The sequence below is a fragment of the Pseudomonas sp. NPDC077408 genome, from assembly GCF_050269105.1.
Classification (GTDB): domain Bacteria; phylum Pseudomonadota; class Gammaproteobacteria; order Pseudomonadales; family Pseudomonadaceae; genus Stutzerimonas.
In genome coordinates this window covers 183,477-197,712 of the sequence record NZ_JBNNHS010000007.1, presented here as the reverse complement: position 1 = coordinate 197,712, position 14,236 = coordinate 183,477, and the positions used below count along the sequence as shown (strand labels likewise).

Annotated in this window: 13 protein-coding genes; 5 read left to right on the top strand and 8 right to left on the bottom strand. The window is 60.2% G+C overall.

Annotated elements, in window-relative coordinates; genetic code table 11:
* Positions 1-161 precede the first annotated feature (161 nt).
* The 4 genes from ACQKEK_RS17820 to ACQKEK_RS17805 form a co-directional block, all read right to left on the bottom strand.
* Entirely contained in the window at positions 162-371 is a 210-nt protein-coding gene (locus ACQKEK_RS17820) for a cold-shock protein (RefSeq protein WP_014852307.1), read from the bottom strand.
* 211 nt (positions 372-582) lie between these two features.
* Entirely contained in the window at positions 583-2,418 is a 1,836-nt protein-coding gene (locus ACQKEK_RS17815) for a GldG family protein (RefSeq protein ID WP_499143851.1), read from the bottom strand.
* Positions 2,419-2,428: 10 nt separating this feature from the next.
* Positions 2,429-3,160, bottom strand: a complete 732-nt coding sequence (locus tag ACQKEK_RS17810; protein ID WP_499143852.1) for an ABC transporter permease subunit — start codon at positions 3,158-3,160, stop codon at positions 2,429-2,431.
* A complete protein-coding gene (locus ACQKEK_RS17805) occupies positions 3,157-4,080 on the bottom strand; it encodes an ATP-binding cassette domain-containing protein (RefSeq protein ID WP_499143853.1) in 924 nt (307 codons plus the stop codon). The genes ACQKEK_RS17810 and ACQKEK_RS17805 overlap by 4 nt, the downstream gene beginning before the upstream one ends.
* Positions 4,081-4,264: 184 nt before the next feature.
* Here ACQKEK_RS17805 and ACQKEK_RS17800 point away from each other — a divergent pair, with 184 nt between their 5' ends.
* The 3 genes from ACQKEK_RS17800 to ACQKEK_RS17790 all read left to right on the top strand — a co-directional run bounded on the left by ACQKEK_RS17800 (position 4,265) and on the right by ACQKEK_RS17790 (position 9,199).
* Complete coding sequence (locus tag ACQKEK_RS17800) at positions 4,265-4,741, top strand: YqhA family protein (RefSeq protein ID WP_499143854.1); 477 nt, start codon at positions 4,265-4,267, stop codon at positions 4,739-4,741.
* 170 nt (positions 4,742-4,911) lie between these two features.
* Positions 4,912-7,395: a glycerol-3-phosphate 1-O-acyltransferase PlsB gene (plsB, locus tag ACQKEK_RS17795; RefSeq protein ID WP_499143855.1), complete on the top strand. Its 2,484-nt coding sequence runs from the start codon at positions 4,912-4,914 to the stop codon at positions 7,393-7,395.
* A gap of 166 nt (positions 7,396-7,561) precedes the next feature.
* A complete protein-coding gene (locus ACQKEK_RS17790; protein WP_499143856.1) occupies positions 7,562-9,199 on the top strand; it encodes a choice-of-anchor Q domain-containing protein in 1,638 nt (545 codons plus the stop codon).
* Between the two features lie 16 nt (positions 9,200-9,215).
* On the opposite strand, the gene ACQKEK_RS17785 is transcribed toward ACQKEK_RS17790, so the two are convergent.
* A complete protein-coding gene (locus ACQKEK_RS17785) occupies positions 9,216-9,653 on the bottom strand; it encodes a tellurite resistance TerB family protein (RefSeq protein WP_499143857.1) in 438 nt (145 codons plus the stop codon).
* Positions 9,654-9,997: 344 nt separating this feature from the next.
* On the opposite strand from ACQKEK_RS17785, the gene ACQKEK_RS17780 reads away from it, so the two are divergent.
* Entirely contained in the window at positions 9,998-10,684 is a 687-nt protein-coding gene (locus tag ACQKEK_RS17780; protein ID WP_499143858.1) for a DUF4197 domain-containing protein, read from the top strand.
* 24 nt (positions 10,685-10,708) lie between these two features.
* Positions 10,709-11,326 carry a PAQR family membrane homeostasis protein TrhA gene (gene trhA / locus ACQKEK_RS17775; RefSeq protein WP_128119075.1) on the top strand — a complete coding sequence of 206 codons (618 nt, stop codon included), beginning with the start codon at positions 10,709-10,711 and terminating at the stop codon, positions 11,324-11,326.
* A gap of 23 nt (positions 11,327-11,349) precedes the next feature.
* Here trhA and ACQKEK_RS17770 read toward each other — a convergent pair whose 3' ends face one another.
* From ACQKEK_RS17770 to ACQKEK_RS17760, 3 genes are all read right to left on the bottom strand, one after another.
* Positions 11,350-11,805, bottom strand: coding sequence for a hypothetical protein (locus tag ACQKEK_RS17770; protein ID WP_499143859.1), 456 nt, complete (start codon positions 11,803-11,805; stop codon positions 11,350-11,352).
* A gap of 173 nt (positions 11,806-11,978) precedes the next feature.
* Positions 11,979-13,343: a heavy metal sensor histidine kinase gene (locus ACQKEK_RS17765; protein ID WP_499143860.1), complete on the bottom strand. Its 1,365-nt coding sequence runs from the start codon at positions 13,341-13,343 to the stop codon at positions 11,979-11,981.
* The gene (locus ACQKEK_RS17760) at positions 13,343-14,026 is read right to left on the bottom strand and encodes a heavy metal response regulator transcription factor (RefSeq protein WP_446697494.1); all 684 of its coding nucleotides are present in this window, start codon (positions 14,024-14,026) and stop codon (positions 13,343-13,345) included. Before ACQKEK_RS17760 ends, ACQKEK_RS17765 begins: the two co-directional genes overlap by 1 nt.
* Positions 14,027-14,236: the final 210 nt, after the last annotated feature.

Genomic DNA, 14,236 nt, shown 5'->3' with positions numbered 1-14,236 from the left:
CTGAATGGGCATAAAAAATCCGATACCAGAGGACTGGTATCGGATTTTCTAGAAGCCACGGCCTGGACTCAAATGCTTAAGTGAACAGCATTACGGCCTGGGCCGGGGCTCTGTCACAGTTTCGCTAACAGCCGAACGGCTGTTTAGCGAATAGCCGGCGGTTACAACCCAGCCACATCTTCCGCCTGCAGGCCCTTCTGCCCCTGAGTGACCGAAAACTCGACCTGTTGCCCCTCGGCCAGAGAGCGGTGGCCTTCGCCACGAATCGCCTGGTAATGCACAAACACATCCGCACCACTGCCACGCTGGATGAATCCATAACCCTTGGCATCGTTGAACCACTTAACGGTTCCGGTTTCGCGCTCAGCCATCCTACTTCTCCAACTCGATTCTTATTATTCCCGCTCGGGGATCAACGGACAGGCGTGATCTTCTTAGAATCAACGCCAGCGCCAAATATAGCGCAGCGGCCATGACAAGTACGTTTCTGGCGTTCGCCAGCGCATCAGCGTAGGCCCGATTGGGGTCGGGGCGCTCAGCACGCGACACAAGCAAACCGCCAGGCTAGCCAGCTCACCACGATCATACTGATCGACGCCTGCGCCAGAACCACAGCAGCAACATCCCGAGCGTGAGTATCAGCGGCACCAGACCGATATTGAAGAATTTCAGCACCCGCCCCAGCGCCTCGATGTCCGCGTTGAGCTGGTAACGCACCTCACGCAACTCCTTGCGAATGAGCAGCTTCTGCTGCATGAAATCCTGCAGCGCGGCCTGTTGCTCAGCCGTCAGCTGTACAGCTCCTTCGGCGTCCGGCTCCTGCAGCTCGGCGAGTTGCGCCTCGGTGGCAGCCAGACGCTGCTGCAGCACTTCTTCCTTCTCACGAAAGCGATTCTCAGCCTGGCGCTGTAAGTCCTCGACGACTGTAAACGGGCGAGCAAATCGACCTCGTGAGCGCACGCTGATCAACGCATCGGTGCCGGACAAATTGTCCAGCGCATTGATCACGAAGGTGCCGTTGTCTGCCCAGGGCTGTGGCATACGCTGGCCAAAGAAATCATCGATTTGCACCCACATGCGATCGGCAAGCAGGTCGGTATCCGCCACGGCGAGCACGTTGATGTTGGTGCTTTCCTTCAGGCCATCCTTGCGGCCCTCTATACCGTTCGGATAAGCCGACTTAGCCGGGCCCTGGATACGCGCGGCAAGGGTATAGCGCTCGCCAGTGGGTTGCAGGTCCCGCAATAGCACCTCGGGATTTTCCAGTTTCGCAAAGCGCTCCGCCTCGATCGGCATGGCGTAGCTGGAGCTCTGGATCAGCGGCGTGAAACGAGTCGTCGCGTCTTCTAGCGGTTCCAGAAAGCCTGCAGTCGCCATGGTCAGGCTCTCCAACGAAGAGGTAACGACGTCTTCGCTATCCATCATGCGCTGGGGCAGACTCAGCCAGGCCGGATGCCTGACCGGACGGCGTTCCTCTCCCACTCCGACGGACATGGCATAGGACGCATCCAGCACCACCTGATTTGGCGCCATACGCACGCCCCAGGCGGTGAAAAGCGGCTCCAGATCTGACGCCTTGCCCTCACCGAACTCACCCGGCCCAATGCCCATGCCAGGGTCCGCCTCGCTGTACGGATCGAGGAACACCAGCAACTTGCCGCCGCGCATGACGAACTGGTCGACGGCATACAGGGTCTGCTGCGGAAGCTCCTTAGGATGGATCAGCATGAGCACCGATACGCTGGGGGGAATCACGTCCACGTCGCGCTTGAGGCTTTCGATATGGAACAGCTGGCGGATGTTCTCTAGCACCATCCAAGGGGACGTCGCCTGCTGGGTACGCATGTCGAAACCACCCATCAAGGGCAGCCCGGAAAGCACGCCGACCACCGGCATTTGTGGCGCCGAAAGTGTTTGAACCAGACGGCTGATCTCGTATTCGAGAAACCCCTCCTGATCCAACGGGAAGAACGGAATGCTTTGCGTCTGGCCAGCAGCATTGACGCCAGCCAAGCCGAAGTAGACCTTGTTACCGCCCTGATTCAGCGGCACAGCCTGCAGCCCGAGCTCCGCGGCCCGGTCCTCCTCCTCGGAGAACGGCTCAGGATCGATCACCCGAAGCGTGACTTTGCCATTAGCCTCGCGCTGGTAGGCATGTAGCAGCTCCTCGACACGTCGCGCATAGTTACGCAGCGCGACCAGGCCCCCCGTCGCCTCGTCCGAGTAGAACAACTGCAATTCAATCGGCTCCTCCAGGCCCTCGAGGATTGTCTCGGTGCCTTTCGAAAGGGTGTAGAGCTTTTGCTCGGTCAGATCTAACCGCGCATCGGTAAGGATCAGGCTGGAAAGAACGTTGAGTGCCAGGAAGGCCAGTGCGATCAGCAGCAGCCCGGCACCTGAATACATCAGTCGTTTCATGCGGGCTCCCTTATGCCGCTTTCTTCAAATCGACGACGATGGCGGTCGCCATCAGCCAGACGATAATCAGGGTGACGAAATACAGCAGGTCTCGCAGATCGATGACCCCTTTGCTGAGCGAATCGAAACGGATCAGGAAACTCAGCGAAGCCACCGCATCCACCAGCCACTGCGGGGCCCAAGCGAAGGCGTCGAGCACCATCGGCAAGCCGCTGACGATGAACAGGAAACACACACTCACCGCCAGGATGAAGGCGATCACCTGATTCTTGGCCAATGCCGACATGCAGGAGCCGATTGCCAGAAAAGCGCCGGCCAGTAACCAGCTACCGAAGTAGCCGGTGGCGATCGCACCGTTGTCTGGCTGGCCAAGGTAGTTAACGGTAATGACCATCGGAAACGTCAAGAGCAAGGCGATTCCGGCGAACACCCAGGCCGCGAGAAACTTGCCGGTGACTGCCTCGAAACGCGTTATAGGCAAGGTCATCAACAGCTCAATCGACCCCGATTTACGCTCCTCGGACCAAAGCCGCATGGCAATAGCGGGAATCAGAAACAGATAAAGCCAGGTATGGAAACTGAAGAAGGGTATGAGGTCCGCCTGACCACGCTCGTAGAAGCCCCCTAAATAAAAGGTGAAAACACCGGACAGCACGAGAAAGATCAACGTGAAGACGTAGGCGAGCGGCGTCGCGAAATAACTGCCCAGCTCGCGTTTGAAGATCACTGGCAACTGGCTCATTGCGCCTCCCCACGAGTCAACGTCTGAAATACCTCATCCATACGGCCGCGCTCCACATCCAGCTCCCGCACGACCCAGCCCTGCTGGACGATCAGTGCGTTGATCTGCGGGAAGATCACCTGGCCTGGCTCGGCCAGCACCGTGACGCTGTGCTCCGCCTGATTCACCTCGATCCCGGCTACGCCCGGCAAGGCCGCCAGCGCGACGGTATCCAGCGGTCCGTCGCCAACCAGGGTCACTGCTTGGTGATATCTGGAGCGGCTTTGCAATTCCAATGGCGTGCCATCGGCCACCAGCCGCCCGCGGGCGATCACGATGGCACGCGTGCACACCGCCGTGACTTCTTCGAGGATATGCGTCGAGATGATGACGATCTTGTCTCGTGCCAGGCCTTTGATCAGCTCGCGGACCTGGTGCTTCTGGTTTGGGTCCAGGCCATCGGTAGGCTCATCGAGGATCAGCACGCGCGGATCGTGCAGGATCGCCTGAGCCAATCCGACTCGCCGCTTGAAGCCCTTGGACAGGGTATCGATGTTCTGCCCAAGCACGGATTCCAGCTCGAGCTGACCAATGGCCGTATCGACCCGAACGCGTTTGTCCGCGCCGCGGTAACCACGCACCTCGGCGATAAAATCGATAAAACCGCGCACCGTCATATCACCGTAGCAGGGCGCGCGCTCGGGCAAGTAGCCCATCTGACGCTGCGCCTGCAGCGCTTGGGTTCGGATATCGCAGCCAAAGATGCTTGCGCTGCCTGACGTCGGCGTGAGAAAGCCGCTCAGCATCTTCATGGTAGTGGACTTTCCGGCCCCGTTCGGGCCAAGAAAACCCAACACTTCCCCCGGTTCGACGCAGAATGACAACGCATCAACTGCCGTGTGCCGAGCAAATCGCTTGGTCAGATTTTTCAGTTCGATCATCAACTTCCATCCATGCTGACGGGGCCGCGGCCACGTGAGGCGAGACCGGCCCAATGCGCGCCGAAATATAAGGAGAGCCGCAGCGCTATTGCAACCGGGCCGGGCGGGCGTTCGATATCTTCATCGCAGTTTCGCGACTTGCACTAGCCTCAAGCGAAGCTACGAGCAACGCGGAGCTCACGACATGATCGAACGAATCTTTCGCAGCAGCCGCTTTCTGGTACTGGTTGCCGTTGCCACGACGGCGGTCTCTGCCGTGCTGCTGTATGGGGTCAGCCTGAATACCATGATTCACCTGCTGCTAGAGCTGACTCAGCAGTTTCCTAGCAGCGCGAACGACAGCAAGAGTCTCGCAGTAAAACTGTTAAAGCTGCTGGACCTCCTGCTGATCGCGATCACCTTTCAGCTGATTGCCATCAGCCTGTACCGACTTTTCGTCAAACCACTGCCCGCAGAACAAAGCGCCTCTCTCGGGCCGCTGGATATCAGATCTTTCCATGACCTGAAGAAGACCCTGATCCAGGTCTCGGTAGTGATCATCGTCATCCTATTTCTTGAGCATGCGGTCGAAGTGGGCGCACGACTGGAAACCCTGTATTTCGGAGCGGCCGTAAGCCTGGTGGTGTTCTCGGCCGTCTACGCATGGAAAAACATGAAGTGAGCCGGGACGGCCGATAACAGCGATTTTGAATGACAACACTATCCCTCTACCCGGCGCATCAGCACACCGACCGGCGCCCTTCGCTTACCAGAGATTTTGCTCACCAACACCGCATGCGGCACACTTGCGCGCCTCAAGGGCATTAACCCTTCTACAGTCGAATCTGCCGTATGACTCGTTCCCCGCTCCGCCGTCTCGTCTTCTCCATCGTGCGTCGCCTGCTCTATTTCTGGGTGCGCTCGGAGACGATCAACCAGTCCGCTTTCACGCTCAAGCTGGACCGCAGCAAACCGGTGTTCTACGTGTTGCAACGCGCCTCGCTGAGCGATCTGGCGGTGCTCGATCATGAGTGCAGTAAAGCTGGGCTGCCGCGACCGGTGGCCGATGTGGCGGTGGGCGATCACATCGAACCGGCAGCCTTCATTTTTCTCAACCCGGCCGCCAGCTGGTTCGGCACGCGGACGCGTGCTGTTACGCCAGAGCCACTGGTGCGCTTGGTCGGTGCACTGGAACAGAACGCAGTAGACAACGCGCAAATCATCCCGGTGACCGTCTTCTGGGGTCGCTCGCCGGCTCGCGAGACCAGTGCCTGGAAGCTGCTTTTCGCCGACAGCTGGGCCGTGACGGGACGGATGCGCAAGATGCTCAGCATCGTCATGCTCGGGCGCCAGACCCGTGTGCAGTTTTCCGCGCCCATCCAGCTCAACGAACTGGTCGCGCAGAACAAGGGCCACGAGCGCACCCTGCGCATGGCCCATCGCATGCTGCGCGTGCATTTCCGCCACCAGAAGACGGCGGTGATCGGTCCCGACTTGTCGCACCGTCGCAACCTGGTCAAGGGGCTGGTGCACGCACCACAGGTGCGCCAGGCAATCAAGGACGAGGCCGAGCGCGAAAACATTTCACTGGAAAAGGCCGAAGCCCGTGCGCTGCGCTACGGCAACGAAATCGCCTCGGACTACGCCTACACCGCCGTGCGCTTTCTCGAGGTGGTGCTGTCTTGGTTCTGGAACAAGATCTACGACGGCATCCGGGTCAATCATCTGGAGCCGCTGCAGGAAGCCGTCCAGGGTTACGAGGTTATCTACGTGCCTTGCCACCGCAGCCATATTGACTATCTGCTGCTCTCCTACCTGCTGTTCCGCAACGGCCTGACACCACCGCACATCGCCGCCGGCATCAACCTCAACATGCCGGTCATCGGCAGCCTGCTTCGCCGCGGCGGTGCCTTCTTCATGCGCCGTTCGTTCAAGGGCAACCCGCTTTATACCTCGGTGTTCAACGAATATCTGCACACCTTGTTCAGCCGGGGCTTTCCGGTCGAATACTTCGTTGAAGGCGGTCGCTCACGGACCGGGCGGATGTTGCAGCCAAAGACCGGCATGCTCGCCATCACCCTGCGCAGCTACCTGCGCTCGTCGCGTCTGCCGATCCTCTTCGTGCCGGTCTACATCGGTTACGAGCGAGTGCTCGAAGGCCGCACCTATCTGGGCGAATTACGCGGCGCGGCGAAGAAAAAGGAATCGATCTTCGACATCTTCAAGGTCATCGGCGCGCTGAAGCAGCGCTTCGGCCAGGTCTGGGTCAATTTCGGCGAACCGCTGAAACTCAACGAATTTCTCGACCAGCAGCAGCCGGACTGGCGCAAGCAGGATTTGGCACCGAACTTCCGCCCCGACTGGCTCAACGAGGCCACCAATAAACTGTCCGAACGCATCGCCCAGCGGCTCAACGAAGCCGCCGCGGTCAACCCGGTCAACCTGGTGGCGCTGGCGATGCTCTCCACCAGCCGTCAGGCCTTGGATCGCCGTTCACTGGCGCGAATCCTCGACCTCTACCAGAACCTGCTTAGGGCCGTGCCCTACTCGCCCCACACCACACTGCCGGACGGTGATGGCGAGGCGCTGATCAGCTACGTGAAAGAACTCGGCCTGCTGGCCGAACAGAAGGATGCGCTGGGCAACATCCTCTATCTGAATGAGCAAAACGCCGTTCTGATGACCTATTACCGCAACAACGTAATGCACATCTTCGCCCTGCCAGCGTTGCTGGCGAGCTTCTTCCAGAGCAGCTCACGCATCAGCCGAGAACAAATTCTGCGTTTCACCGAGGCGCTCTATCCCTATTTGCGCGCCGAGTTGTTCATCCGCTGGGAGCCAGAAGAGCTGCCCGCCGTGATTGATCAATGGCTGGCAGCCTTCGTCGAACAGGGGCTGCTCAAGCGCGACGGCGAAACCTACGTGCGACCGGCGCCCAGCTCGCGTCAGTTCGTCCTGCTGACCCTGCTGGCGCGGACGATCATGCAGACGTTGCAACGCTTCTACATGGCCATTGCGCTGCTGCTCAACAGCGGCCAGAACACCCTTGACGCTGAAGAGTTGGAAAACCTCTGCACGGTCATGGCTCAGCGCCTGTCGATCCTGCATGGCCTGAACGCGCCGGAGTTCTTCGACAAGAGCCTGTTCCGCCACTTCATCAAGAGCCTGCTGGACCAGGACGTGCTTCAGCAGGACGGCGCGGGCAAGCTCGGCTACCACGCCAAGCTGGGCGAACTGGCTGAAGGCGTGGCCAAACGTGTGCTCCCGGCTGAGATTCGCCTGTCGATTCGCCAGGTGGCGCTGGAGCGACACGACGAGGAACACCCCTCGGACTGATTGCGCTCGAAGCTCAAGCACGGACGCTCGCAGCCAAGTCCTCAGTGGCAACCACGCTAAGGACGGCCAGGCTTAATGCCGAAACGTTCGATTGATGACAGATGCGGCACCCATACTCAGCAGGTCACCCACCGAAAACGTCGGCGACCTGCCGAGAGGGGACTGTATGACGCACAGCCGTGTGATCGCCTTGTCGCTCGTCTTGGGGATGGGCGGTTGCGCGACGCCCAGCCTGAACAACCTAACACCCTCCTCGGTTGCCCGCTCACCGGTGCCGCTCTACCCGTTGCGAGCGCAAGTGGATGGGCGTGGCAATCGCATCGCACAGGTCAACGTGGTCATCCATGGCACGCCCTGGGCCATGATGCCGTTGTCTAGTGATCAATACGCGGTGGGCTACTTCGCCGACACCTGCGAAACCAACATTCCCTATCACTTCAGTGTCGGTTATCAGCGCCGCAACTGGCTCGGCTCCGGCGATTCGAGCACCGTCAATGAGAAACGCTTTCCGGAAGCATCCGGTTACGTCATGAACGTCACTGGCGACCCGCTGCCCAGTGATTGCTCCGCCTCCATCGGCCTGACCCTGCGTGTGGACAGTACGGCCGACGAGGTGGATACCGAGCCGGGCGACGGCAACTGCCGATCCATTTCCAATCGCTGCACACTGAGAGCGGCGGTGATGGAGAGCAACGCGCACCAGGGCCACGATTTGATAGAGGTGCCGTCAGGGCATTACGTGCTCTCGTTGACCGGTACAGAGACCGCAGACGTGCCGAACGACGCGGTTGGTGATCTGGACATCACGGATGGTCTGACGCTATCGGGCCTCGGGCGAGCCGCGAAAAACGATGATTTGCAAGTCATCATCGACGGCGGGGCCATCGACCGGATTTTAGATATTTATGCTGCCGCGCCAAGGGCGGTAACGCTCAGCTATCTGCGGCTGGAAAACGGCAGGCCCATGGGCAGCGGCGGCGGCGCGATATGGAATCGAGGCAACCTGCGCATGGACCGGATGCTGTTACGTGGCAACACCATCGACCATGAACTGGAAACCTCCTGCGCGGCCTTTCCCAGCCGACGCCTGTGCAACCGTGGCGCGGGATTGTTCAACGAGGGACAGGCGCTGGTGGCGCGCTCGACCATCGAACAGAATTCGACCGGGTACCAGTCCGGCCATGGCGGTGGCATTTCCAATATGGGCTCGGCGGCGCAGCTGTATCTGCGCAACAGCCTGATAACCGCCAATGACGCTCGCTTTTGGGGTGGGCTGCTGAACTATCAGGGCACCGTCGACATTTTGAACAGCACCTTTGTCGACAATCGCAGTACCACCGGTGGTGTCCGAGCCGCAGAAATCGGCAACATCGACGGCAAAGTCTCGGTCCGCAACGCGACCTTCAGCAATCACTCGCAGCTGTTCAGCCATTCGGGTACTGGCGAGTTCCGCCTGGCCAACAGCCTGGTCGAAATCCGCACCTTCGGCGACATGCCGTTCTGCAGTGGCGCGCTGACCAGTGGCAGTTTCAATGCCATCGGTGGCTCCGGAGGAGGACTCTTCGACTTCCTGGGTGGCTGCGGCTTCACACCCACCACCGCGGACGAAGCAGGGGTTCGCCTGGCACTCGAATCACTGCAGGACAATGGAGGTCCGACCCGCACCGTCGCGCTGCGCGAGCCGTTCGAAGACAGCCCCTATTTCGACCCCATCGACATGGGCGGCGTGCTTTGCCCGGACACCGACCAGCGCGGCAACCCGCGTGACGATCGGCAGTGCGACCCGGGCGCTTTCGAGTTCTGACCCGCATGGCCGGCAGTCAGGTGCCGAGCACCTCCAGCTTGGCACGTATGAAGTCTGAATGCGGCACATACAACAGATCGGCGATACGGCGGATCAGGTGGTCTTCGTATCGGTGGATATCGCCATCGGCGGCGGCGACGCGCCATAGCGTTTTGATCAAAACAAATTTTTCGTCCATCGAATATTGAGCGTTGATCAGCGTAGTGAATTCATACAGTGACGTCGATCGCTCGGCGGATTCCTGCGCGAAGGCGACCAGCGATTCGAGCTCGCCGTCTTCCAACCCCGAGCCGAGGCGGATGGCTTCGATAATGGCTTTTTGTTCGTCTGCATCGCTTTCGTAATCCGCACGGCCGACTTCGATCAGCAGCGCCGCTGCGGCCACTTCAACGCTGTGTCCCGTAGGCTGATCTTCCCCACTGCGGTCGAACAGCGCCTTAAGTGCTTTGAGCATGGTTTCATTCCTCTACACGGGTTGGTATTCGAACGGATCCGCGGCGAAGGTTCAGCCGCAATCGTGTCGTCGGTCAGCGCGTAGCGGATGTTCGCTTTGGCAGATTGATGAATCCGCCTCATGATGGTCTTTTGTAGCCGTGAAGCGGCTAAAAGTTGCACCAACGCGACCGTTATAGCGCCCGGCACCTGCGCTAGACCGAGCGGCAGACATCGCTGGATGCCGCCGGCCGGCAGCGAGGTCGCGGACGAGCGTCAACGAAACGGTCGAAACAAGCTGCTGCCACCGTTTGGCACGCCGCGCCTGGCCTATTAAGCTCGCTGCATCACTCAGAGGATTTGCCCATGCTACGCACCACTGCTTTGCTCACCGGTTTGATCCTCTCCGCCAGCGCTTGGGCGCTTTCGCTGTCCGACCTAAGTCAGGGCGATGCTAACAAGGCACTCAAAGACGCGCTCAGTCAAGGCACCAAAGTCGCGGTGCAGCAGCTCGGGCGACCAGGCGGTTTCGGCAATGACCCGGAGCTGCGCATCGAGCTGCCGGGCAACATCGGCAAGGCTTCGCGCATGCTGAAAATGATGGGCATGGGCGCCCAGGTCGAACAGTTGGAAACCGGCATGAACAAGGCCGCCGAAGCAGCCGTTCCACAAGCTCAGGCGCTGCTGCTGGAGGCAGTGAAGAATATGACCGTAGCCGACGCCAAGGCCATTCTTGCCGGTGGCAACGACTCGGCGACGCAATACCTGAACAAGACCAGCCGTGACGAGATTCGTGCCAGGTTCATGCCGATCATCAAGCAAGCGACCGACAAAGTCGGCGTCGCCCAGCAGTACAACGCGCTGGCCAGTAAGGCATCCGGGCTAGGCGCGATCGACGCCAAGTACGGCACTGTCGAAGGCTACGTGGCCGAACAGGCGCTCGACGGGCTGTTCACCGTCATTGCCGAGCAGGAGGCAGCCATTCGCCAGAATCCAGCACAGGCCGCCACCAGTGTGGCGAAAAAGGTGTTCGGCGCATTGATGGGTAATTGATCAACGGTTTCAAGGCTGCACACGATGTATCACGGAGAGAAATTCAACGCCTGGACGCACCTGACCGGTGGCGTGCTAGCGCTCATCGGAACGGTCTGGTTGCTGATCCTGGCAGCCATGGATGGAGACCTGGCGAAGATCGTCAGCGTCGCCATCTACGGTTTCACCCTGGTGCTGCTGTACAGCACTTCGACGCTTTATCACAGCGTTCGTGGCCGTGCCAAAACAGTGATGCAAAAGCTCGATCACTTGTCGATCTATCTGTTGATCGCCGGCAGTTACACACCCTTCTGCCTGGTCACCCTGCGCGGCAGCTGGGGCTGGTGGCTGTTCGGGATCGTCTGGTCACTGGCGGTCATCGGCATGCTGCAGGAGATCAAACCGCGGTCGGAAGCGCGGGTGCTGTCGATTGTCATCTACGCGGTCATGGGCTGGATTGTGCTGGTGGCGGTCAAACCACTGCTCGCCGCACTCGGCACTGCCGGCTTCAGCTGGCTGGTTGCCGGCGGCGTGCTCTATACGGTGGGCATCGTCTTCTTTGCCTACGATCAGCGCTTCCGTCACTGGCACGGCATCTGGCACCTGTTTGTCATCGGCGGCAGCCTGCTGCATTTCGTGGCCATCCTGCGCTATGTGGTCTGACCCCGTTCAGCTGAGCGTGTCGATCACAGTTCGTGCATGCGATTGACCTGTTGCGCCAGCCGCATGGTCTCGTGCTCCTCGAGCTGGAGCATCTCGCCGAGCAGCTCGCTCGCCTTGCCCAGTCCAGGCCGTTTTTCCAGCGAGCGATACAGATCGATGATCCGGTTGTGAATGGCGAACACTTCTCGTGAGATATCGTCGACACCCATCTGTGCATAGGCCTCACCGTCGAGGTCCAGCGCAAGCACGTCACCCTCTAGCGCCTCGGGCAGCCGGGCTTGTAGGGCGCGCGGGTCGGCGTGTTCCTTGATTCGTGCAATCGTACGGGTCAACTCTTGCTCGTGCTGCGCGAGATAGACCAGCAGCATCTTGGCCAGCGAGTCGCTGCGGTCCTCTGCGCCCTCGGTCATGCAGGTAGACAGTCGGGTATGGGCGTGACTGGTCCAGTCGAGCAGCTCTTCGCATCGTTCGATGTTCATGGCACCTCCATCCGCCGCGTCTGTTTGCCGAGCAGGATAGCCAGCAAGTTGCAGGTAAAGCGGTAGCCCGATGCAAACACGTGCAGCCCGGATTGGCCAGTGCTGGGTATCGGTCAGCGACGTGTTCACCGTTAACGAACCGCTCCAAAGCCAGCGAACGCTACCGTCCATGATCAGGCACGGGTGTGGAACAGGATGTCGAACGACGTCCAGCCGTCGCGGCTGCTGCAATGGATCTCGCCATGGTGCGCTTCGATGATCGAACGGGTGATGGCCAGGCCCAGTCCTGCGTTGTTCGGGTTGCCCTCACGCCGCGCCGGGTCGACGCGATAGAAACGGTCGAACAGTCGCGGCAAGTGCTGTTCCGGGATGCTCGCACCGGGATTACCGATGCTCAACGCCACATTCTGGCCGGTCGCCGTGATATCCAGCCGGATCGTGCCGCCATCGGGCGTGTAACGCAGTGCGTTGGACAATAGATTCGACAGTGCCCGGTGCAGCATGGCGGGATCGCCACGGAGCCGCGCATCACCTGATAGCAGGAAGCGGATACCGCGTTCATCAGCGGTCAGCTGGTAGAAATCCAGCAGTTTTTGGCACAACGCATGCAATTCGATCGATTGCTCCTCGGGGATGATCAGCCCGTTATCAGCTTTCGCCAGGAACAACATGTCGTCGATCATCCGCGCCATGCGGCGCAATTCTTCCAGGTTCGAGTAGAGATTCTCCTGATAATCCTCGCGGCTGCGTGCACGGGTCAGCACCACCTCGGTGTGCGTCATCAGGTTGGACAGCGGCGTGCGCAACTCGTGGGCGATGTCGGCTGAGAAGTTCGACAGCCGCACGAAGGCATCCTCCAACCGCGCCAGCATCGCATTGAAGGCCAACACCAGTTGCTGCAGTTCGGCCGGTGTCGACTCGGTCGGAATGCGTTCGGTCAGCGACTTCGCCGACACCGATGCCGCCACCAGGGTGACCTCGCGTAATGGCTTCAGGCCGCTGCGCGCCAACAGCCAGCCGAGTACGCCACTGAGCAGCGCACAGAGCACCAACGCCCCCCAAAGCCAACCCGCAAGGGTGCGCAAGAACACCTTGTGTGTGGTGATATCGAGCGCCAGCTCGATGCTCAGGGGCTTCCCCGCCACCTCGACCACACCGGCTTTGCGGCGCCATACCCGGGTTTCACGCCGCACCCCGCCGTCGGAGGAGCCGTGCGCATGCGTTTTCGCCGAACTAGTGGCACCGCTCGCGGCGAACAGCAACCTGTCGTTGGCGTCGACAATCCTTACCACCAGATCACTATGGCCGCCGAGCAAGGCCTGCAGTTGCGGGCGCAGCGTGTCGAATTGGGCTAGGTCATCGACGCCTTTCAGTAGCTCGCGGCCGGCCCGGAGCTTGTCTTCCAGCGTGTGCCGGTCCAGTTCGTCGAAATGGTGCTGACTCATCTGATAGAAGAAGAAGCCCGCCGCGCCAAGTACGCCGGTGACCGCCAACATGAACATCAGGCTCAGCCTGGCGGTTAGCGACAACTGCTTCATCAGCTTGGGTCCGGCTCGTCGAGCATGTAGCCCATGCCTCGCGCGGTGTGGATGAGCTTGGGCTCGAAACCATCGTCGATCTTGGCGCGAAGCCTGCGAATCGCCACCTCGATGACGTTGGTGTCGCTGTCGAAATTCATGTCCCAGACCTGCGACGCGATCAGCGATTTGGGGAGTACTTCGCCGCGCCGACGCAGCAGCAACTCCAGCAAGGCGAACTCCTTGGCGGTCAGGTCAATGCGCTGACCGGCACGGATAGCGCGGCGTTTGAGCAAATCCACCTCCAGATCGGCAATGCTCAGCTGGGTCTGCAAGGCAGCCGCATTGCCCCTGCGCAGCAACGTGCGTACCCGCGCCAGCAGTTCGGAAAAGGCGAAGGGTTTGATCAGATAGTCATCAGCGCCCAGTTCCAGCCCCTTGACCCGGTCCTCTACCCGATCGCGCGCGGTGAGAAACAACACCGGCACCTCCTGCCCTGCCGCACGGACCATACGCAGCACTTCCCATCCGTCCAGCCCCGGCATCATCACGTCCAGGATCAACAGGTCGTAGGGCGTACTCAGCACGTGCTGCAAGGCGTCGGTGCCGCTGATAACGCGGTCGACGGAGAATCCTGCCTCGCTGAGGCCCTGTTGCAGATAGGTCCCGGTTTTCGGTTCGTCTTCAGCGACCAGAAGCTTCATTCGGCTCGTCCTCTTTTTCATCGCCCAAGTCTGCCGGTATCACCGCTGACGAACCACAAGCTGACAGAAAAGTAATGTTCCGCTCAGCTTGCAGAAAGCCGCATCAGGCTATGTTGGTATCCAGACAAAGCGTTCGTTGTAGCACCTTGACCTTGCCATAAGGACAAGGTTGATGATCAAGCCTAGCCGGACTGACCGGCACCAACGGAG